This window comes from Flagellimonas nanhaiensis, assembly GCF_003382275.1.
Taxonomy (GTDB): domain Bacteria; phylum Bacteroidota; class Bacteroidia; order Flavobacteriales; family Flavobacteriaceae; genus Flagellimonas; species Flagellimonas nanhaiensis.
The window spans coordinates 168,829-191,822 of sequence record NZ_QTJX01000003.1 but is presented as its reverse complement, the minus strand read 5'-3'; the positions used below and the strand labels follow the sequence as shown (position 1 = coordinate 191,822).

The following is a 22,994-nucleotide window of genomic DNA, read 5'->3' as shown; positions in this document are numbered from 1 at the left end:
CGCAGTCGAAGCCCTTTATTTAGATTTATACTTATAGTGGGTTGCATTTCTACATTCTGCTAAAGCTTGAAGTTTGTTAAAATCTCCTTCTATTAAAGCAATCTTTTTAGCTCTTGTCCAACCTTTTATTTTTTTCTCAAAGGAAATAGCTTGTAGCACGTGATTGAATTCTTGTTGAAATTTCAACTCAATAGGTCTTCTTTGATATGTGTATGAATTCTTATCGAAGCCAGATTGATGTTGCTGCAATCGCAATTGAATATTATTGGTAATTCCTGTATAAAGGGAATCATCAGCACATTTTAAAATGTAAACGTAGTAGGTGTACACGTAGTAAATTTAAGCATTTGTCATAAAGAATGGCTTCGACTGCGCTCAGCCTGACACTCATAGATTTTGAAAATTTTCAATTTACTAAAAAAGTCCTCCTTGTGTTCCTCCTTTGACCCTACCTAAGTGCTTATAGGCCAATTCAGTAACCTCACGTCCTCTTGGAGTGCGCATTATGAATCCTTGTTGTATCAGGAAAGGCTCGTATACTTCTTCAATGGTCTCGGCACTTTCTGAGACAGCAGTAGCCAATGTAGTAATCCCAACTGGCCCACCTTTGAATTTATCGATGATGGTAGAAAGAATTTTATTATCCATTTCATCCAATCCGTGGGTATCCACATTGAGCGCTTTGAGGCCAAATTTGGAAATTTCCATATCAATGTTTCCATTGCCCTTGATCTGGGCAAAGTCCCTTACCCTGCGCAACAGCGCATTACAGATTCTGGGCGTGCCTCTACTTCTTCCCGCAATTTCTATTGCAGCTTCATGGGATATTGGAACCTTAAGAATGTCCGCACTACGTTCTACAATAGTGGACAACAATTCAGTATTATAATACTGTAAACGACTTTGAATCCCGAACCTAGCTCGCATGGGAGCAGTGAGCAATCCCGATCTTGTTGTTGCGCCAATCAAAGTAAATGGACTCAGATTTATTTGAACGGTCCTAGCATTGGGACCTGTCTCAATCATGATATCTATTTTGTAGTCCTCCATGGCCGAGTACAGATATTCCTCAACAATGGGACTTAATCTATGGATCTCATCAATAAAGAGTACATCCCGTTCTTCCAAATTGGTCAGCAATCCGGCCAAGTCCCCAGGTTTGTCCAATACCGGGCCCGATGTTACCTTGATCCCCACTCCCAGCTCATTGGCCAAAATATGCGCCAGTGTGGTTTTTCCTAATCCCGGCGGGCCATGAAACAAAGTATGGTCCAAAGCTTCTCCCCTCAAATTAGCGGCCTCCACAAATATCTTCAAGTTCTCTAATACCTGAGCTTGACCTGTAAAATCGTCAAAGGTGACAGGCCTTAAGGCTCTTTCAATATCGAGCTCCTCCTGGGAAAAATTGTCTGCGGTCGGGTCTAGATTCTCGTTCATACCTATTCTGTCATTCTTCTTCTTTCTTCAAGAGTTGAGCACTGTTCATGAACTCCGTTATATTGATCTGGGGATTTCCGTAAAGATAGGTCCTGGTGTTATCTTTAGCACTCAACTCCAAGGTTTGATATGCATTTATTCTTGCACTAGCACTATTTTCCAATCTCAAAGAAATGTTGGCCGCTTCCATTTTTTCGGCCTTCAGTTTTGCGTCATCCTGAAGATTGGTCTCTAATCTATCTGAAGTACCTTCAAGGGTCAGGGATACATTTCCATCCAAATCCAACAAAGCTGTCTCGTTTACAGCATAGATATAGGCTTCTGCGCGATTGCTCAGGCCAATGTTCAAGGAATCGACATCAATATTGAAATCTCCTTTGCTATTATTCTCTAGATTGATATCCATTACAGCTGCACTGGCCTTTATATCCAAACGTGTATTTTCAAAGCCATCTACAAACAGCTCGTCACTTTCTATAACGTCTTTTGAAACCAGACTACCATTCTTTACAGTAATTGCCCTTAAATCCGTATAGTTGACCGTAATATCGAATTGTTTTTTTGCTGCGACATCATAAAACGAACTAATGATCAAAGTACTGTCCACAACCTTAAATTTCAAAATGTCTATCAAGTTGTCATCGGCCTGGATAAAATAACCTGGTCCAAATGACTTTTTAAGTACAATATCCAAGTCATCATTTAATTGAATGGCATTAAATGCGGGGAGTTCCTCGTTCACTTCGGTGACAATCCGACTTCCTTTTATCCTAGGTTTTCTTTGTGCCAATAAACTGATTTGAAACAGTAACAAGAATAACAGTATAAGGTTTTTCACAAGTCCTCGGTTTTGGGTTATTAAAGATATTACAATTAACAATAACATTTATTGTACCGATCTATAATCAAAAAACCCATCCTTAGGGATGGGTTTTTTAATCGTCTTATAATAAGAGTTAATGGTTGAGTTCTTCTTCATTGTCTTGAAGCGGAATATTCTGGGGAACAAAGTCCTGCCCAGGAATAATATACTCTCCATTCTCATAAGTTTTACTGTAGTCATACGCCCAACGATATACATGGGGAATAGCGCCAGGCCAGTTTCCGTGCATATGCTCTTGAGGTGCAGTCCATTCCAAAGTATTGGACCCCCATGGGTTCTGAGGACCTCTTTTTCCATAGAAAATGCTGCTGATAAAGTTGTATACAAATACCAACTGCGCGATTCCCGCAATAATAGCAAAAACTGTCATAAGTACTTGTACGTTGGTAAGCTCATCAAACATTGGAAAGGCCGTATTTTGATAATAACGTCTTGGTACACCAGCCATTCCAACAAAGTGCATTGGGAAGAAGACCCCGTAGGCACATATTGCTGTAATCCAGAAATGGACATAGCCGAGGTTCTTGTTCATCATTCTTCCCTGGAACATCTTAGGGAACCAGTGGTAGACTCCGGCAAACAATCCGTAGAGTGCCGAGATACCCATTACCAAGTGGAAGTGAGCAACAACAAAATAGGTATCATGCACATTGATATCCAACGTACTGTCACCTAAAATAATACCTGTTAAACCTCCAGTGATGAATGTAGAAACCAATCCAATTGAAAACAGCATGGCCGGGTTCATCTGCAGGTTTCCTTTCCAAAGTGTTGTGATATAGTTGAAGGCTTTTACCGCGGAAGGAATAGCAATCAACAATGTTGTGAATGTAAATACCGATCCCAAAAATGGATTCATTCCGGAAACGAACATATGGTGTCCCCAAACAATGGTGGATAGAAATGCAATTGCCAAAATGGAAGCAACCATGGCACGGTAACCAAATATTGGTTTCCTGGCGTTGGTTGACATTACCTCAGAGGTAATCCCCAATGCAGGCAGTAATACAATATATACTTCTGGGTGACCAAGGAACCAGAACAAGTGCTCATACAATACTGGCGAACCTCCTTGATAGTGCAATACTTCTCCTTGAATAAAGATATCTGAAAGGAAGAAGGAAGTTCCGAAGCTTCTATCCATGATCAGCAACAATGCGGCTGAAAGCAATACCGGGAAAGAAATTACCCCGATAATCGCTGTAACAAAGAACGCCCAAATGGTCAACGGCAAGCGAGTCATGGACATTCCCTTGGTTCTTAAGTTTATAACGGTAACTATGTAGTTCAATGAACCTAACAATGAAGAGGCAATGAATATAGCCATAGAAACCAACCAAAGGGTCATACCAGCACCAGAACCGGGTTGGGCCATTGGCAATGCGCTCAAAGGTGGGTAAATGGTCCATCCTGCTGCCGCAGGACCTGCTTCAACGAACAATGAAATTACCATAATTACAGAGGACAGGAAGAACAACCAGTATGATACCATGTTCAAAAAGCCTGAGGCCATATCTCGTGCTCCAATCTGTAACGGAATCAATAAATTACTGAAAGTACCACTTAAACCTGCTGTTAATACAAAGAATACCATAATGGTACCGTGAATGGTCACCAATGCCAAATACATATCGGCATCCATAACTCCATCAGGTGCCCATTTTCCAAGGAGTGCCTCAAAAATAGGAAACGACTCCCCTGGCCAAGCCAACTGCATTCTAAACAACAGCGACATTGCAATACCTACAAATCCCATGATGAGACCTGTAATCAGGTATTGCTTGGAAATCATCTTATGATCCTGGCTGAAGATATATTTAGTAACGAAAGTTTCTTTATGATGATGTCCGTGATCTTCGTGTCCGTTTTCGTGTCCAGTAGCTGACATAATCTTTTTAAGTTTTTAGTATAAGTGTTCTTTTCCTAGCCCTTTTTATTGAATTGTGGCTACAGTTTCCTTGAATGTGGTTTGCTCCGCCATCCATTTATTGTATTCTTCTTCAGTCTCCACTATAATCTTCATTTGCATATTATAGTGCGATTTTCCACAAATCTTATTGCAAAGCAATACGTAGTCAAACTCCCATGGGTCTGAATCCGGTCTTCCTTCTGCAGCCCATTTGGCACGTAGGGCATTGGTTCTTTTTACCTTATCCACCACATCAGGGTTCAATCTCATTTCCTCAGTAGTTACTGTTGGAGTAAACGAAAATTGTGTAATCATTCCGGGGACACAGTTCATTTGTGCCCTAAAGTGTGGCATATATGCTGAATGTAATACATCCTGTGAACGCATCATAAAGTTTACTTTTCGTCCAACAGGTAAATGTAGTTCCTTAACAATTATATCATCGGAACCATTGGGGTCGGCTTCATCCAAACCTAGGATGTTGGCTCTATTAATATCAATCAATCGTACACTTGCGTCACCCAAAACATTATCCTCTCCGCCGTATCTTGCCGTCCAGTTGAATTGTTGTGCATAAAGTTCCACAATCAATGGATCATCTTCATCATTTATATCCATGATGTTTGTCCATGTGTACAATCCCCAAAGAATCAACCCGGCTAGAACTATAACTGGGATAATTGTCCAGATAAACTCCAAACGGTCATTATCTGCAAAGAACAACGCTTTTCTTCCTTTTTGCCCTCTGTATTTGTAACCAAAGTAGTGCAATAGAGCCTGGGTGATTGTTTGCACAAAAAAGATAATGGCAAAGGAGACCCACATAAGTTGGTCATACTCCCCACCGTGAGCCGAGGAAGCCTCGGGCAACAACATTTTGGAATACTTTGCAAAACTGAATATGGTGATTCCGTAAATAAAAATCAGGAATGCGAACAAAAGATATCCGTTGTACTTGTTATCGGTATCATTTGCTATTTCCGTGTTCGCTGTTTTAATCTGGGACAATTCAAAAATCTTGGTCATTTGCCAAATGGCAATTGCTACCAGTACTAAAACAGTAAATGTTAATAATGCCGTCATCGTGTATCTATCTAAGACTTAATCGTATTAATAATGAAATTGTCTACTTTCCTCAATGAATGGGTTGCGCTTGGGTTGAAGTGGGGCCTTCGTTAAGGTATTGAATACCCAGAACACAAACAATCCTCCAAAAAACAGTATTCCACCAATTTCAGGTAACCCGATGTACCATTGGTCTCCTACTGTAGCTGGCATCACCATATTGAAAATATCCAAATAATGGCCAAAAAGTAGCACTAGGCCTGTCATAATCACAAACCAGTTTACTCTCTTATAATCGCTGTTCATCAATATCAACAACGGGAAGATAAAATTAAGGGCCAACATACCAAAGAATGGTAGTTTATAATCTTCAATTCGTGCCACAAAATAAGTGACTTCTTCAGGAATATTGGCGTACCAAATCAGCATGAACTGGGCAAACCATAGGTAAGTCCAGAAAATACTAATCCCGAACATAAATTTTGCCAAATCATGGATATGGCTATCATTGACATCTTCCAAGTATCCTTTTGATTTTAGGTAAATAGCTATCATAGCTATCACGGTGATCCCGGACACAAACATACTGGCAAATACATACCATCCAAACAAGGTACTGAACCAGTGCGGGTCCAAACTCATAATCCAGTCCCAGGACATCATAGACTCGGTAACCAAATAGAATACCAAGAATCCGGCAGACCATCTAAAGTTCTTCACAAAATTTGAGTTGTCATCAGACTCGTCCTGAGCCAAGGAAAGTTTTCTGGAGTATTCTCTATAGAAAATCCATCCTCCCAAGAAAATAGCCGCTCTTACCAAAAAGAACGTTGGGTCTAAATACCCGGCTTTCCCCTGTAATAATTTATCATGTGCCACTGTATCGGCATCCATCCAAACAAACATGTGGTTCATGTGCATTACGGAAAGTACAAGAATCACAAATACAATAATACCTCCAGGTACCAAATAGGCCGTTATACCTTCCATTACCCTGAACAAAAGAGGGGACCAACCTGCCTGTGCGGCTCTTTGCACTGCATAAAAAGCCAGTACTCCAAGCGCGATCATAAAGAAAAAGAACGCTGCAACATACAAAGCGGACCAAGGTCTATTTTGCAATTGGTGCAAGAGGTGCTCATCATGAGAGGCATCATGCGCAGCTTCTTCGCCGTGCGCGGAACTTTCGCCATGATCAGTGGCTTCCTCTGCATGTCCACTTCCATGACCATCGTCATGGGCAGCCGCAACAATGGCTTTGGCCTCTTCTACTGTTGAAGGTGCGGATACAAAACCGATTGCCAAAAATATAAGCCCAAGGCCCATGGCAATGAAAGATCCTATTTTAAGTCTGTTTGAGAAGGTGTACATAGTTTACTCTCTTATCCAATTATTTTGTTAGGTCCTCCTTTAATTTCATTACGTATTCGGAAACCTGCCACATTTCTTCTTCACTTGCAAATTGAGCGGCATAGGATCCCATGGAATTCAAACCATAGTAAATTGTATGGTATGATGTGCCCACAGTAATGTTACGAGCTACATCTGCATAGCTGGGAACCCCCAATATTTTTTCTCGTTTTACCAAATTTCCTTGTCCGTCTCCTTTAGCTCCATGGCAAATAGCACAGTAAATGTCATAAAGCTCTTTTCCTTTGGCCAAATTGGCTTCTGACTGAAGTGAATCCAATGGACTTGGATTCAACCTTGCCAACTCTTTTCCTTCCAAGGTGTTCTCAAATTCATAGGGCATCCATTCTCTGGAGATGGTGTGCTCTGGCGGCAATAAGGCCTCAGTGCCATCGGGGAACAACCCGTTATCCACTCCTGCATAGGTTTCATACCCTACAGATTCGTACATATTTGGCATAAATTGATAGTTTGGACTGTTCTTATCCGCGCAGGATACTGCGGACAGTACAAAAATCAAGACAACACTTATTTTGACTAAATGCTTCATATTTTTAAGACTCCTTTTCTGTAACATTTATTTCCACAGCACCGGTTTCCCATAGTAAATCGGCGAGTTCTTTTTCATTATCATGCACCCCGATTTCCATTAGGAAATGATCATCTGTGGTACGCTTATCAGGATTTTCCGCCTTTTTAAAAGGCCACATTCTACTTCTAAGATAAAAAGTGATCACCATTAAGTGAGCGGCAAAGAAAACCGTCATTTCAAACATAATTGGCACAAAAGCCGGCATATTCTCCAAATAACTGAAGCTGGGCTTTCCTCCAATATCCTGTGGCCAATCATCAATCATGATGTAATTCATCATCACTATGGCAACGATAAGCCCTAAACATCCATACATAAAGGAAGTAATCGCTATTCGGGTATCCTCCAACCCCATGGCCTTGTCCAAACCATGCACTGGGAAAGGGGTATACACTTCCTCAATATGATGGTGCTCTGCCCTTACTTTTTTTACAGCATGCATCAACACATCGTCATCGTTGTAAAGTGCCTGTATAACTTTTGATGCCATAACTATTTTTTATCGTTTAATTTTTTAGCCTGTCCAGCCCAATCATCACGCTGTGCTCTTCCAGGGAAAGAACCAGTGATAGAGTCCAACAAGTCGTATTCTTTTTGGGTCATTTTACTTACCTGTGCGAAGGTAAAAATGCCTATCTGATTCAAGGTCTGTTCCATTTGTGGACCAATACCCTTAACTTTTTTCAAATCGTCCGGGGTGTCTTTATCCGCATCGAAAGTACCCAAGGCATCCAGCAAAGTGGACACCTGCTTTTCATCAACTTCTTTGGTCTCTTCTACAGGAGCTTCTTTTGCTACTTTTTTTGATTTTCCCTTAGCAGGCATTTCATAAAGCGGCTTTCCAGCATCCCTCAATTTTTTATATCGTTCTCCAGAAGATTTCAAGATGGATTTAACCTCCGCTTGAGCGATTACCGGGAACGTTCTGGAATATAGAAGGAACAATACAAAGAAGAATCCGATGGTTCCAATAAAGATTCCAATATCCACAAAGGTTGGGGAGAACATGGTCCAAGAAGATGGCAAATAATCCCTGTGCAAAGAGGTAACAATGATTACGAAACGTTCAAACCACATTCCAATATTTACCACAATGGAAATAAAGAATGAGAACATAATGCTTGTACGTAGTTTCTTGAACCACATAAATTGTGGTGAGAACACGTTACAGGTCATCATGGACCAATAGGCCCACCAGTAAGGTCCTGTTGCACGGTTCAAGAATGCATATTGCTCGTATTCCACTCCTGAGTACCATGCTATGAACAATTCCGTAATATAGGCACAACCCACAATGGAACCAGTAATCATGATTACGATGTTCATCAGCTCAATGTGCTGTACGGTAATGTAAGCCTCCAAGTTGCACACCTTTCTCATAATGATCAAAAGGGTCTGCACCATGGCAAATCCAGAGAAAATTGCACCCGCAACAAAGTACGGTGGGAATATGGTTGTGTGCCATCCTGGAATCACCGATGTGGCAAAGTCAAAAGATACAATGGTGTGTACAGAAAGTACCAAAGGCGTAGCCAAACCGGCCAAAACCAATGAAACTTCTTCAAAACGCTGCCAATCCTTGGCGCGCCCTGTCCAACCAAAGCTCAACAAGCTGTATATTTTCTTTTGGAAAGGTTTTACGGCCCTGTCCCTAATCATTGCAAAATCTGGAAGCAATCCTGTCCACCAGAAAACCAATGATACGGAAAGATATGTTGATATCGCAAATACATCCCAAAGCAATGGGGAGTTGAAGTTAACCCAAAGTGACCCAAACTGGTTTGGAATTGGAAGAACCCAGTAACCCAACCAAGGACGCCCCATGTGAATGATCGGGAACAAACCTGCCTGAACAACTGAGAAAATGGTCATGGCCTCTGCAGAACGGTTGATCGCCATTCTCCATTTTTGACGGAACAAAAGCAATACCGCCGATATCAGTGTTCCTGCGTGACCAATACCTACCCACCATACAAAGTTGGTGATATCCCAGGCCCAGTTTACAGTTCGGTTAAGACCCCAAACCCCGATACCTGTGGAAATGGTATAAATGATACATCCCAGACCCCAAAGGAATGCCACAAGGGCAATGGTAAAGACAATCCACCATTGTTTGTTGGCCTTTCCCTCCACCGGAGCGGCAATATCCACGGTAACATCGTGGTATCCTTTATCTCCAAGTACTAAGGGCTTTCGAATAGGTGCTTCGTAATGCGACGCCATAATTTATCTTCTAGTTACTTCTAATTTATTGATTAAGCCTCGTTGGTATTTCTAACTTTTACGTGATAGAACACATTGGGTTTTGTTCCCACATGCTCCAACAAGTGGTACATTCTATCATCTTCCTTCAACTCGGCAACCTTGCTTTCTTTATCATTGATGTCTCCAAATACCATGGCTCCACTGCTACACGCTGCGGAACAAGCTGTTTGGAACTCGCCATCTTTGATGGTCCTTCCTTCTCGCTTGGCATCCAGAATTGTTTTCTGGGTCATTTGGATACACATTGAACATTTTTCCATAACCCCTCTGGAACGTACATTGACATCCGGGTTAAGAACCATTTTACCCAAATCGTTGTTCATGTTAAAGTTGAACTCGTTATTGTCGTGGTACAAGAACCAGTTGAATCGACGTACTTTGTATGGGCAGTTATTGGCACAGTATCTAGTACCAACACAACGGTTATAGGCCATATGGTTTTGTCCTTGTCTACCATGCGAAGTAGCTGCGACCGGACAAACAGTTTCACAAGGGGCATGGTTACAGTGCTGGCACATTACCGGCTGGAACGCAACCTGTGGGTTTGCCGAAGCATCTTCCATTTCCCTGAATCCACCCAAGGATCCTTGATCTCCCCAAAGACCTTCCATTTGTTCCTTCTTCTCATTATCCTGCTCAAAGGTTTCTTCTGAGGAATAATATCTATCAATACGCAACCAATGCATATCCCTGGAAAGGCGAATTTCTTTCTTACCTACCACAGGTACATTGTTCTCAGCGTGACATGCAATAACACAAGCTCCACAACCGGTACAAGCGTTTAAGTCTATTGAAAGGTTGAAATGATGCCCGATAGAGCGATCAAACTCATCCCATAAATCTGCATCTGGTGAGGTAACAGGAATCTCCTGGTGATTCAAACTCACGTGAGGCATATGGTTCCATTCCTGATGGTCCTTGGTATTGAATATCTCCAAAGTAGTTTCTTTGATGATATCCCCCCTACCCATTAATGTCTTGTGCTGCTGGACGCAAGCAAACTCATGTTCACCTGAAGCCTTTTCAACAGTCACCGACTGCACATCAGAGAAGTCATTATATAAGGTATAGGCATTTACTCCTGTAGCCATATCGGATTGCATACCGGCCTTCTTTCCATATCCAAAAGAAAGACCGACTGTACCAACAGCCTGACCTGGCTGAATGATTACAGGCACATTATCCAATACTTTATCATTGACGGTGAGTTTGGCATAACTACCATTTACACCTCCATTGGCCACGGTGAAATTCTCAAAGCCCCATTGTTCAGCATCAGCTTTGGAAACAGTCACATAGTTGTCCCAAGCTACTCTGGAAATAGGGTCAGGAAACTCTTGTAGCCATGGGTTATTGGCCTGACGACCATCTCCCATACCCACCTTGGAATATAAAACCAACTCGGTTCCGCCACTTGTTGCATTAACTAGTGAGCGAATAGCTGAAGCTATTGGCGCTATACTTGCTTGAGGTGCATCATCTCCTTCTGATTGTTGAGCAACATCTGCTTGCCCCTCATCCTCTGCCACTGTAACACCAGCAACAAAAACACCATCTTGTAAAGCTTTGTTCCAAGATTCACCTTGAAGAAGATTGGTTTCCCAAGTCTCTTTGATATAGTCGTAATATTTTTTATCACTGCCCATCCAGTTCAATAGAGCAGTCTGGAATTGTCTGGTATCGAAAAGTTCCCTGATTACAGGTTGCATCAGACTGTACTGTCCTTTCTTAAATTGTGCATCTCCCCAAGACTCCAAGTAGTGCGAAGCTGCCGCAACATAATCAGAGGATTGTGCTGTTTCATCATTATTGAAAGAAAAAGAGACAGAAAGGTCAACTGCATCAAGCCCGGTAACAAACTCATCTGCATTTGGCAAAGTATACACTGGATTAACTCCATCCATAATCAATGCTCCAACACGACCAGAATTCATATCTGAAATCAATTTGGCCACTTTGGCCGCATCACCTTGGCGCACATATTTAGGATTCTTAGTGTCAAATGCCTCGCTTGCCAACAATTCATTGATTGCCAACACAACATTTTGGGCATTTACATCATTAAGGCCAGTTACCACAACGGCTTTATTTCCAGCCTTTTTAATCTGGGCAGCAATTTGATCAACAGCTGCATCAACATCTGAAGTTCCTCCTCCTACATTACTTCCGTTCAACTTTCCATACAGTTTTGCCAACGCAATTTTCTGCTGGGTCGGAGTCATAGGGTAACGCTTGTCCGCATTGGCCCCGGTCAAAGACATATTGGCCTCCAATTGAACGTGCTTGGACATTTTGCCATTTTTGGGCACGCGTCCCTTGGCATATCCACTATCATAACCTCCTCCTTGCCAATCTCCAAGGAAATCAGCACCAAAGGAAACAATCAAATCTGCTTTTTCGAAATCATAATCAGCAAGAGCCCTCTCGCCATACGATGCATTAAAAGCATTGAGAGCAGCATCTTCGGAAATGGCATCGTAAACCACGTGGTTTACATTTTCACCATAAGCTTCTTTGAATTCAGCAATCAATCTTTCAGTAGAAGGACTTGCATAAGTTTGGGTCAACAGTACAATTTGCTTACTGGAACCCTTCAAACTTTGCAGCTTGGCCACCATGGTAGCATCCAACACATCCCACTCAATAGGCTCACCATTTGCAGCTGGCCCCTGAAGTCTTTTGCTATCATAAAGCGTCAATACGGATGCCTGCACTCTTGCATTAGCTCCACCATTTATCTTGGCATCTGTATTGTTTTCAATTTTGATTGGGCGTCCTTCCCTGGTTTTCACCAAAATACTGGCAAAATCAAAGCCGTCTGCAATAGTAGTAGCGTAATAGTTGGCCACACCGGGAGTAATGTTGTCCGGCTGTATCACATAAGGTATTGATTTATGGACAGGACCTTCACAAGCGGCCACTGTTGCAGCTGCCGTACTGAATCCTACATATTTTAAGAAATCCCTTCTACTAGTACTTGAATTAGACAGGTTTTCCTTGTCCCCCAAAAACTCATCAACAGGAATCTGCTCTATGAATTCATTTTGTCTTAGCGTCTCAACAATGGAATCGTTAGGATTTAACTCCTCTACGCTCTTCCAATATTTTTTGCTTGATGCCATACGATATATCTGAGATTATCTTCTTTTAATTCTTAATAGTGACATTTACCACATTCCAAACCACCCATCATGGCAGCGGTCAACTCATCAACTCCATACTTTTTTGAAAGTTCTGCATGGATAGCTTCGTAGTATTCGTTGCCCTCAACCTTAATATTGGTCTCACGGTGACAATTTATACACCAACCCATGGTCAATGGCGAATATTGGTACATGATTTCCATTTCCTCTACGGGACCGTGACAAGTTTGACATTCGATTCCCGCAACAGAAACGTGTTGCGAGTGGTTGAAATAAGCAAAATCAGGTAGATTGTGAATCCTCACCCATTCCACTGGCTGGGTTTCACCTGTATACCTTTGATTTTCTTCGTCCCAACCTACTGCTTTGTATAATTTTTTAATCTCTCCTGTGTAGAACTCATTGGTGTAACCATTCGCCAAATCCTCAGCACTTGGACCCTCTGGGTTACCGGTGTACTCATAAATGGACTTGTGACAGTTCATACAAACATTAAGAGAAGGTATTCCGGAAGTTTTGGAAACCCTTGCAGAAGAGTGACAATATTTACATTCGATTTTATTGTCACCAGCGTGTATTTTATGCGAATAATGAATAGGCTGAACAGGAGCATATCCCTGGTCAACACCAACCTGCATCATCCATCCATAGGCAAAATAAGCACTTGCCAGCAATAAGAAAATTGACGTAACCAAAACCAAAAACTGATTTTGGGCAAAGGCCTTCCAAATAGGAGTACGTTTTTCCGCCAATTCCTTCTCCAACACCACTCCGTTGGCCTCAGCAATACGACGCAACGTCTTATTGACCAAAATGAGCATTACGACCAAAAGGGCAAAAATCAAAGTAAGAGCCCCTAAAACCATTTCATTGGAAATACCCCCTGAAGCATCCTCACCTTCGGCAGTTGCAGTTGTAGCAGCGGCAACTGGAGCCGGCGGCGGCGCAGCAGTATAGGCTAAAATATTATCAATATCCTGCTCGGAAAGCGTTGGAAAAGCCGTCATCGCGGCTTGATTGTATTCGGCGTAAATCTTGTTGGCGTAAGCATCTCCGGAACTGATCATTCCAGGGCTGTTTTTTATCCACTCACCTAGCCATTCACGATCCAATCCTTCATCTTCAGCTAGCCTAGCTTCAACATTGGCCAGGGCAGGACCTGTCATTTTTCTATCCAATGCGTGGCAAGCAGCACAATTTTGATTAAAAAGTTGCTTTCCTTTCACCGGGTCTCCCCCTGCAGCTGCACTTTCCTCAACAGCTACTCCTGCTGAAGCATCCACAGCTTCTTCTTGCGCATAAAATGAATTGGAAAAAAGTAAAAGAGAAAAACCTAAAACTTTAGACAATAGATGGCGGTATAAAACCTTTTTCATATTCACGAAATTTCTGTCGAAATCTTTGGCACGATAATTTCTACTGATACTGAGAACAATAGGGTTTCACCCCACCAAAATTGGTGACAAAAGTACATAATCGAGTCATTTTTTAAAATGTTAAGGTATTTATAAAGGATAATTTATAAACATTCTAAATAAGTGAGCCTTATTTGGTTTAAAATTGAAAAAATTACATTTGTACAACAACAATATCCAAAAGATTCATTTTAACATGAAAGCCCCTGTATTCATTATATTCTTATTAGGTTTCACACTTGGCCTTTCAGGTCAGGAAGGCACTGTTACCATTGAACAAGACCCAAAAATTGATGAGCTCATAGAGCTATACACCGAAGTCAATTCAAAAGCAAAATTCTATCAAATACAGGTAGGTTTTGGCAGCTATCAAAAAGCTCAAAAACTGAAGTCTGAAGTTGACGTAGATTTTCCAGGATGGTATTCTAAAATCGAGTTTGAATCACCCACTTATCGTGTGAGGCTCGGCAAGTTCAAAACAAAACTGGAAGCGGAACGAAAATACCTCGAGGTGCGGAAAAAATATCCAGATGCAATGCTTCTCAAACCTGAAAGTGATTCCAGATAATAAAAAAATCCCGCCGAAGCGGGATTTTCTTTTTTCGATATTTCAATCTTATTATAATTTCTTCTTGACCGCTACTTCCTGGAACGCTTCAATTATATCGCCTTCCTTAACGTCATTGTAGTTTTTGACTTGAAGTCCACAATCATATCCTTTGGATACTTCTTTGACATCGTCCTTGAAACGCTTCAAAGAAGACAACTCTCCTGTAAAAATGACCACTCCATCCCTGATAAGTCGTATCTGTGAATTTCTGAACACTTTTCCGCTGGTAACCATACAACCTGCAATTGTTCCAACTTTTGAAATCTTGAAGGTCTCTCGTATTTCTGCATTTCCAGTGACCTCTTCTTTCATTTCTGGAGACAACATTCCTTCCATGGCATCTTTGAGGTCGTTGATCGCATCATAGATAATGGAATAGGTTCTGATATCAATTTCCTCTTTGTCAGCAACAGCCCTGGCATTACCCATAGGTCTAACGTTGAAACCAATAATAACAGCATCGGACGCACTTGCCAACAGAACATCAGACTCTGTGATGGCCCCTACTGCCTTGTGGATGATATTCACCTGGATCTCATCGGTGGACAACTTCTGGAAGGAGTCCGTAAGTGCTTCCACAGAACCATCCACATCTCCTTTCAAGATGATGTTCAACTCCTGGAAGTCTCCCAATGCTATCCTTCGTCCAATCTCGTCCAAGGTAATATGACGCTGAGTCCTTACCGATTGCTCACGTTGTAATTGTGAACGTTTAGCCGCAATTTGTTTGGCCTCCCTTTCATCTTCCAACACATTGAATCGATCACCTGCTTGAGGTGCGCCATCCAATCCCAAAATAGAAATTGGTGTTGCAGGACCTGCCTTTTTTATATTCTTTCCGCGCTCATCTTGCATAGCCTTTACCTTACCACTGCAAGTTCCCGCCAATACATAGTCTCCTATTTCCAAAGTACCGTTCTGGACCAAAATTGTGGATACATATCCACGGCCCTTGTCCAAAAATGCCTCTACAACGGTTCCTGTTGCCAATCGGTCCGGGTTTGCTTTCAACTCCAACAATTCGGCCTCCAACAATACTTTTTCGAGTAACTCTTTTACTCCTTGTCCCGTTTTGGCCGAAATATCATGGGATTGGATTTTACCTCCCCAATCTTCCACCAATAGGTTCATTGATGCCAGCCCTTCCTTAATTTTATCTGGATTGGCTGTTTGCTTATCAACTTTATTTATTGCAAATACAATAGGAACACCCGCAGCTTGAGCATGACTGATGGCCTCCTTAGTCTGAGGCATGATATCATCATCCGCAGCAATTACAATAATGGCAATATCCGTAACCTGGGCTCCACGTGCACGCATTGCGGTAAAGGCTTCGTGACCGGGAGTATCCAAAAACGTAATCTTTTGTCCATCTTCCAAAGTAACCCCATAGGCTCCAATGTGCTGGGTGATACCTCCACTTTCTCCTGCTATCACGTTCTCTTCTCGGATATAATCCAATAAAGAGGTCTTACCATGGTCAACATGTCCCATTACCGTAACAATGGGCGCCCTCAATTTCAAATCTTCTGGAGCATCTTCCACCTCTTCAATTGACTCCTCAATTTCAGCAGTGACAAATTCAACTTCATAGCCAAATTCTTCTGCAACAATAGCCAAGGTCTCTGCATCCAATCGCTGGTTCATGGTCACCATGATTCCCAATGACATACAAGCAGAAATAATCTGGGTTGTGGACACACTCATCATGGTGGCCACTTCGTTCACCGTTACAAATTCGGTGACTTTAAGGATTTTGCTCTCCAACTCTTGTTGCTCCAAATCCTTTTCGGTCTGCTGACGATGGAGATCTCTTTTCTCTCTTCTATATTTGGCCCCTTTCCCTTTATTGGATTTTCCCTGAAGTTTTTCCAGGGTCTCCCTTACCTGTTTTTGTACTTCTTCATCAGTCGGCTCAACCTTAGGAACCGATGTACGTTGTCCGCCTCTTCTTCCTGGTCCATTTCCACCTCTTTGTTGACGTCCATTTCCAGGCTGGGCATTTTTACTTACAATCCTTTTTCTTCTTTTCTTGCGATCAGAACTTGCATCACCTGAAGCCTTATCATCTTTTTTGGGCTCTTCCTTCTTCTTCTTGGGCTTATTGAATTGGGAAAGGTCAATTTTATCCCCAGTTATTTTAGGACCACTAAGTTTTTTGTACTGCGTACGAATTGTTTCAGGCTCCTTGGGTTGCTCTTCAACATCCTCTTTGGGCTTGGCTTTTTCAGTTTCTTTTGAAGCCGGAGCTGGAACTGGAGCTTCTTTGACCGCTGCTTCCTTCTTCTCAGGTGCCTTTTCCACTTCGGCTTCGGCTACTGGCGCCTCTTCTTTGGGTTGGTCTTCAACTTTTTCTTTTTCAGGTTTTTTGTCCAAGTCTATCTTTCCGACTGTCTTAGGTCCTGAAAGCTCCGCTTTGGCCTTGATGACCTGTTCTGCACTTTTCTTTTCCCGGGCAAGTCTTTTTTCTTCTTGCTCCTGTTCCATTTGGATTCTGAGCGCTTCTTTTTCCTTCCGCTTCTCCTCTCCTACTTCCTTGGAAGCCACTTTTTTGCTCTTATCCGTTTGGAATTCATCCAACAGTACTTGATACACCTCATCCGTGATCTTGGTGGTAGGCCTTGCCTCTACCTCATGGCCTTTTGAAGCTAGGTAGTCTACCGCCCGATCCAGAGAAATATTCAATTCCCTAAGAACCTTATTAAGTCGTATTGTTGGGTTTCCTGCCATAAATTATTTTTGCTTGCCCTAAAATTCGCTGCTAATATATAGTTTAATCTTCAAATTCTTCCTTGAGAATGCGCACTACATCTTGAACGGTCTCTTCTTCTAAATCCGTCCTTTTAACAAGGTCATCCACATCTTGTTCCAAGACGCTTCTTGCCGTATCCAGTCCAATCTTCTTGAACTCCTCAATCACCCATCCTTCAATCTCATCGGAGAACTCGGTCAACTCTACATCTTCCTCTACTCCTTCACGGAACACATCTATCTCATATCCTGTAAGTTGCCCTGCCAATCTAATGTTATGCCCTCCTCGTCCAATAGCTTTGGAAACTTCTTCTGGCTTAAGGTATACTTGCGCAGTTTTCTTTTCATCGTTCAACTTTACCGAAGATACCCTGGCCGGACTCAAAGCACGTGTCACCATTAATTGTGGATTGTTGGTCCAATTGATCACATCAATATTCTCGTTACCCAATTCACGGACAATTCCATGGATACGGGATCCCTTCATACCAACACAAGCACCAACCGGGTCTATTCTATCATCATAGGAATCCACAGCCACTTTTGCTTTTTCCCCAGGGATTCTAACTGCCTTTTTGATGGTAATAAGCCCATCAAAAACCTCAGGAATTTCCTGGAAGAACAATTGCTCCAAAAAGATCGGGGAAGTCCTCGACATAATTATTGCCGGCTTGTTCCCTTTTAGCTCTACACTCTCAATAATTCCCCTGACATTGTCCCCTTTTCTAAAAAAGTCAGATGGAATCTGCTTTTCTTTGGGAAGAATGATCTCGTTGCCTTCATCGTCCAAAAGAATTATGGCCTTATGGCGAATGTGATGTACCTCAGCAGTGTAAATCTCACCTTCCAGGTCTTTGAATTGCTTGTAGATGGTAGTGTTATCATGCTCATGTATCTTAGAAATCAGGTTTTGACGCAATGCCAAGATCGCCCTTCTTCCCAAATCCATAAGTTTTACTTCTTCGGAAACATCTTCTCCCACTTCAAAATCCGGCTCGATCTTGCGGGCCTCTGTGAGTGAAATTTCCTCATTGGGCTCTTCTACTTCTCCATCTTCAACAACCACTCTGTTCCTCCAAATCTCCAAATCACCTTTGTCTGGGTTAATGATGATATCAAAGTTCTCATCGGAACCGAACTTTTTCTTTAGTGCATTTCGGAATACATCCTCCAAAATGGCCATTAAGGTCACCCTGTCTATAAACTTATCGTCCTTGAATTCTGAAAAGGATTCGATGAGCGCTAGGTTTTCCATTTTTGAACTACAATTAAAATTTTAATACAACTTTTGCTTCTTGGATGTCAGAAAATGCAATCTCCTGCTTTTTCTGTACTGTAACTTTTCCTTTACCCACTGGTTTGGGCTCACGCGCCTTCCATTCTAGGGTAATACTATTTTCTGTGGTCTGGGTCAGGGTTCCCTCACATTCTTCCTCTTTGGTCCTGACCTTTAATTTTCTACCAATATTCTTTTTGTACTGACGCGGAAGGATTAATGGCGATGTTGCTCCTGCGGAGGTGACTTCCAAGGAAAAATCCTCTTCTTCCCTGTCCAGATTGTGCTCAATGGCTCTACTGATTTTCATACAGTCCTGAAGATTGACCCCATCATCACCATCAAGAACCACCCTAACTGTATTGTCGCCACCTACAGTAAAATCAATCAAAAACAAGGTTGGATGCTCTTCCAGTGCCTTGTCCAACAAAGACCTTACTTTCTCCTTAAGCATAAATTCAAGTAATAAAAGAGGGGACCCAAAGTCCCCTCATGAATACTTCTATATCCGTTCAGTGGTGCAAATATAGGACATAAATATCGTTTCCACAAGCCATATAACGCCCATTAATAAATGGATTTAATTCAAGAAGAATACTTTATGTTTCAATTGTCTGCCGAATGCCGAATGTACTTTTCCACAACCACGGCGGTAACGATAACCAGATAGAACTGTCCAACAAGTCCAACCAGCATTGCAGCTTTTTGGGCAATAGGAATAACAGGAATGATTTCACCGTAGCCAATGGTCAATAACGTGATATACGAATAGTACAAAATGGCTTCACTAAAACCTACAAAATCTTTTGATTGCAACAGAGCCCCTTGGAATGCTCCGGGATGGGTCAACTCTATGGACATAAAAAGAAAGAAAGCCAAAAAACCCAACGAGATATAACCGCTCATCAATCCCAAGATTACATTTTTGTTGACTCTTTTTGCCCGCCACACTTGCTGGACAATATTCCATGCAACAACAATATGAAAGACAAAGTAAATGGACAATCGCATTAGAATATTGGCCTGGGATTCCTGACGATAGATCATGGAGCTACCAAAAATGCCAACAGAAACGGCAAATAACAGGATAAAGAACCATGTTAGTTTTTTGCGTTTGGAAATCATAAGGATTCCTGCCAAAATACTGATCAAATACAGTAAGGGTAAAACAGTGAATTCAAAAAAATCTGCTGGTACAATCAAAGAACCGAACAGTATGAGGAGCTGTGTGGTCAGAAAAATTTCAAACCTGATTTTATACAACCTTTTTACAGTTTTTGATAATGCCTTCATATAAAATTGCTTACGAACAAATTTAAGGATTGTGAAAAATTGAAATATGAATTCATTTTATAATCTGTTTATAGATTTCACCTAGCAATTCAGAAGTAAAAAAAGAATATCTCAACTTTGAAGTTAACATCCATATTCCCTTGTTTCACAACAATTATTTTCCGTAGCGGTTTTCCTACCTAGCTTTGTGTTTCAGAAACCGTTAGCATGGAGATATCCCCTTTCACATCCAGAAAGGTTAAGCGCTTATCTTTTTCACGCATACTTGTTCCCATTTTCTTTTTATGGGGCACACTTTCTCTTTGTGCACAAACCACCATTTGGAGTGAAGATTTTAATAGTTACGCCAACGGAACGGAAAGCGGTACGGCAACAGGCGCAGCCTATACCGACTGGACCACCGACCGCCCTGGGAGGCTCAATGTGAGAAACGGATTTATACGGGGCCGAAATTTGGATGCGGAAAGTACCTGGGCCACGGGGGCTATCAACATCTACGGATATACTTCGGTGAGTTTCAGTATGGATGTAACGGTGAACAACGCCAACAACTTTGAGCAGGGTTCGGATTATTTTATTGGGGAATATCGTATTGACAGTGCTGGTGCCTGGACAGAATTTGAAAATGCTTCGGGTGACGCAAGTCCCTCTGACCCCTTGGACCCCTCATACACTGTAAACCTACCAACAACAGGTTCCACCTTGGAAATCAGGGTCCGCATGTACAATACCTCCAATAACGAGCACTACTATATAGACAATGTTTTGGTAGAGGGTACACTCCCCTTATGTTCTGGGGAAGTGGATTTTGAGTTTTATGACAGCGTTCCCTCCGGGAATACCGTGGATAATATTCCAACATCGGGTGCTTTGGGCACAGGAGTTTTTAGCAGTTTTGATGTCGATGCGTTACAAAATCAAGAAGATCCAGGTGACACAAATACATTCAGCATTCGCTATATCGGATACATTCAGATAGATACCCCAGGTTCTTATACTTTCTATACCTCTTCCGATGACGGTTCAAAACTTTATATTGATGGAACCGAAATTGTGAGCAATGATGGCCTCCATGGAATGCAGGAAAGATCGGGAACGGTTTCATTGACCACTGGTTTACACGATATCATCGTAGTGTTTTTTGAAAATGGCGGAGCCGAAGCTTTAACCGTGCAATACGAAGGCCCTTCAATCTCCAAACAGAATGTTCCCTTTAGCAGTCTGTATTCCAATTGTGGAGTACCGGTTGTTCCTGATGAACCTCCAAGTATTACAGCAACAGGAGACCAAATATTCTGTCCGGGTTCCACCATCCAAATAATTGAAAGTGTATCTATTACCGACCCGGATGATACCACTTTAGATGCAGCTTATGTTCAGATTACCGCAAACTACGACAATACAGGTGACCAGTTATCCTTGACCGGAAGCCACCCTAATATAACCCCAAGTTGGGATGTTTCCGAAGGAAGACTGACCCTGACAGGTCCGGCAACGCTTGCAGAATTTGAAGCCGCCCTACTCGATGTTGTTTTTCAGACTACAGCAACCGTTTCTTCTGGAGAGACCCGAACCTTTTCAACGGTATTGAACGAGGCAAACTACCTTGCCTCCACGGGTCACTATTACGAATATGTACCCGCATTGGGGATTACCTGGACATCCGCTCGAGATGCCGCAGCGCTGCGCACTTTCTATGGACTTCAAGGATATTTGGTGACCATAGGTGCCCAAGACGAAGCAACCCTAGTGGGAAGTCAAGCTCCAGGTGCCGGTTGGATCGGTGCCAGTGATGAAGCTACTGAAGGAGATTGGCTTTGGGTCACAGGACCTGAAGCAGGAACGCTTTTCTGGCGTGGAACTTCCGGAGGAACCGCATTTGGTTTCGAGTTTTGGAACACTGGAGAGCCCAACCAATCAGGTAATGAGGATTACGCCCATATTACCGCACCGGGTGTTGGCCCGGATGGGTCATGGAACGATCTTTCAAACACGGGCGCCTCAAGTGGTGTATATCAGCCCCAAGGCTATTTGGTGGAGTACGGAGGCATGCCGGGCGACCCTGCTGCTCCCAATATTTCGGCCACCGCAACAATTACTGTTGACACAACAGCTCCAACGGCCAGCACCCCGACTCCAATCACAGTGTATTGCAGTGCCGATATTCCCGCAGCCGATATCAACATCATTACTGATGAAGCGGATAATTGCGACCCCAGTCCAACTGTAACACATGTCAGTGATGTTAGTGATGGAGGAACCAATCCCGAAATTATAACCAGAACCTATCGGGTTACGGATGCCATGGGCAATACAACCGATGTGCAACAAACCATAACCGTTACACCCTTTTCCTTCACTGCCCAACCGAGCGATCAAACCATAATTACAGGAAATAATGGCAATTTCTCCGTGACAACCAGTGGTCCTGACACCTATCAATGGGAAGTGAGTACAGATGGTGGTTCCAATTTTAATCCAATAGCGGACGGAGCTGATTACACCGGCACCCAAACAGCAAACTTGACCGTTACCAATCCGGGGACGGACAAAAATGGGTACATCTATCGAGTGATAGCTTCCAATGCAGCTGCATCATGTAGCGCAATCACCTCTAACAATGCCACCTTGTCCATAAACGTTGGAACCGTTATTACCAACCGAAGAATTACACACAGGGTCAATAGGAACTGATCAACACCGTGACATTCCGAGATGCAGGGGTCTAAACTTTCCGATTCATGCGTTAAATTGGCATATAAATTACCTTTCCACCAATAATGGCCTACAGTAAGGAAATAAAAAACGACGAGCTTTACGTTTACATGAACGGCAAGCTGATCTATAAGCGATGGTTGAAAACTGGGCAATCAAAAATTTTTGATGTCGCAGCTTATGATAAATACACTTTAAAATCCATCAAAAAAGATGAACCATAGGTTCAT

At 42.3% G+C, this 22,994-nt stretch carries 18 protein-coding genes; 3 read left to right on the top strand and 15 right to left on the bottom strand.

Annotated features, from left to right (window positions below; translation table 11 throughout):
- Window positions 1–15 precede the first annotated feature (15 nt).
- From DX873_RS13775 to DX873_RS13725, 11 genes are all read right to left on the bottom strand, one after another.
- Entirely contained in the window at window positions 16–330 is a 315-nt protein-coding gene (locus DX873_RS13775; RefSeq protein ID WP_116185062.1) for a GIY-YIG nuclease family protein, read from the bottom strand.
- Between the two features lie 84 nt (window positions 331–414).
- On the bottom strand, window positions 415–1,437 hold the full coding sequence (gene ruvB, locus DX873_RS13770) for a Holliday junction branch migration DNA helicase RuvB (protein WP_116185061.1): 1,023 nt from the start codon (window positions 1,435–1,437) through the stop codon (window positions 415–417).
- 10 nt (window positions 1,438–1,447) lie between these two features.
- Entirely contained in the window at window positions 1,448–2,275 is an 828-nt protein-coding gene (locus DX873_RS13765) for a GIN domain-containing protein (RefSeq protein WP_181899515.1), read from the bottom strand.
- Between the two features lie 118 nt (window positions 2,276–2,393).
- Window positions 2,394–4,208, bottom strand: a complete 1,815-nt coding sequence (locus DX873_RS13760) for a cytochrome c oxidase subunit I (protein ID WP_116185059.1) — start codon at window positions 4,206–4,208, stop codon at window positions 2,394–2,396.
- Window positions 4,209–4,253: 45 nt separating this feature from the next.
- On the bottom strand, window positions 4,254–5,312 hold the full coding sequence (locus tag DX873_RS13755; RefSeq protein ID WP_116185058.1) for a cytochrome c oxidase subunit II: 1,059 nt from the start codon (window positions 5,310–5,312) through the stop codon (window positions 4,254–4,256).
- A gap of 27 nt (window positions 5,313–5,339) precedes the next feature.
- On the bottom strand, window positions 5,340–6,665 hold the full coding sequence (locus tag DX873_RS13750) for a quinol:cytochrome C oxidoreductase (protein ID WP_116185057.1): 1,326 nt from the start codon (window positions 6,663–6,665) through the stop codon (window positions 5,340–5,342).
- Window positions 6,666–6,684: 19 nt separating this feature from the next.
- The gene (locus tag DX873_RS13745) at window positions 6,685–7,254 is read right to left on the bottom strand and encodes a c-type cytochrome (RefSeq protein WP_116185258.1); all 570 of its coding nucleotides are present in this window, start codon (window positions 7,252–7,254) and stop codon (window positions 6,685–6,687) included.
- A gap of 4 nt (window positions 7,255–7,258) precedes the next feature.
- Complete coding sequence (locus DX873_RS13740; protein ID WP_116185056.1) at window positions 7,259–7,786, bottom strand: DUF3341 domain-containing protein; 528 nt, start codon at window positions 7,784–7,786, stop codon at window positions 7,259–7,261.
- A gap of 2 nt (window positions 7,787–7,788) precedes the next feature.
- Complete coding sequence (gene nrfD / locus DX873_RS13735) at window positions 7,789–9,519, bottom strand: NrfD/PsrC family molybdoenzyme membrane anchor subunit (protein ID WP_116185055.1); 1,731 nt, start codon at window positions 9,517–9,519, stop codon at window positions 7,789–7,791.
- 32 nt (window positions 9,520–9,551) lie between these two features.
- Window positions 9,552–12,683, bottom strand: coding sequence for a TAT-variant-translocated molybdopterin oxidoreductase (locus DX873_RS13730; RefSeq protein ID WP_116185054.1), 3,132 nt, complete (start codon window positions 12,681–12,683; stop codon window positions 9,552–9,554).
- Between the two features lie 32 nt (window positions 12,684–12,715).
- Window positions 12,716–14,080 carry a cytochrome c3 family protein gene (locus DX873_RS13725; protein ID WP_116185053.1) on the bottom strand — a complete coding sequence of 455 codons (1,365 nt, stop codon included), beginning with the start codon at window positions 14,078–14,080 and terminating at the stop codon, window positions 12,716–12,718.
- Between the two features lie 235 nt (window positions 14,081–14,315).
- On the opposite strand from DX873_RS13725, the gene DX873_RS13720 reads away from it, so the two are divergent.
- Entirely contained in the window at window positions 14,316–14,687 is a 372-nt protein-coding gene (locus tag DX873_RS13720; protein WP_116185257.1) for an SPOR domain-containing protein, read from the top strand.
- 51 nt (window positions 14,688–14,738) lie between these two features.
- Here the strand turns inward: DX873_RS13720 and infB are convergent, their stop codons facing one another.
- The 4 genes from infB to DX873_RS13700 form a co-directional block, all read right to left on the bottom strand.
- Complete coding sequence (infB, locus tag DX873_RS13715) at window positions 14,739–17,459, bottom strand: translation initiation factor IF-2 (protein WP_116185052.1); 2,721 nt, start codon at window positions 17,457–17,459, stop codon at window positions 14,739–14,741.
- A gap of 43 nt (window positions 17,460–17,502) precedes the next feature.
- Window positions 17,503–18,735 carry a transcription termination factor NusA gene (gene nusA / locus DX873_RS13710; RefSeq protein WP_116185051.1) on the bottom strand — a complete coding sequence of 411 codons (1,233 nt, stop codon included), beginning with the start codon at window positions 18,733–18,735 and terminating at the stop codon, window positions 17,503–17,505.
- Between the two features lie 13 nt (window positions 18,736–18,748).
- On the bottom strand, window positions 18,749–19,210 hold the full coding sequence (rimP, locus tag DX873_RS13705; RefSeq protein WP_116185050.1) for a ribosome assembly cofactor RimP: 462 nt from the start codon (window positions 19,208–19,210) through the stop codon (window positions 18,749–18,751).
- A gap of 152 nt (window positions 19,211–19,362) precedes the next feature.
- Window positions 19,363–20,049: an ion channel gene (locus tag DX873_RS13700; protein WP_116185049.1), complete on the bottom strand. Its 687-nt coding sequence runs from the start codon at window positions 20,047–20,049 to the stop codon at window positions 19,363–19,365.
- A gap of 207 nt (window positions 20,050–20,256) precedes the next feature.
- Between DX873_RS13700 and DX873_RS13695 the strand changes: the two genes are divergently transcribed.
- Together DX873_RS13695 and DX873_RS18940 are read left to right on the top strand one after the other, a co-directional pair.
- Window positions 20,257–22,743 carry a PA14 domain-containing protein gene (locus tag DX873_RS13695; protein WP_116185048.1) on the top strand — a complete coding sequence of 829 codons (2,487 nt, stop codon included), beginning with the start codon at window positions 20,257–20,259 and terminating at the stop codon, window positions 22,741–22,743.
- 86 nt (window positions 22,744–22,829) lie between these two features.
- The gene (locus tag DX873_RS18940) at window positions 22,830–22,988 is read left to right on the top strand and encodes a hypothetical protein (RefSeq protein ID WP_181899514.1); all 159 of its coding nucleotides are present in this window, start codon (window positions 22,830–22,832) and stop codon (window positions 22,986–22,988) included.
- The last annotated feature ends 6 nt before the right edge of the window (window positions 22,989–22,994 follow it).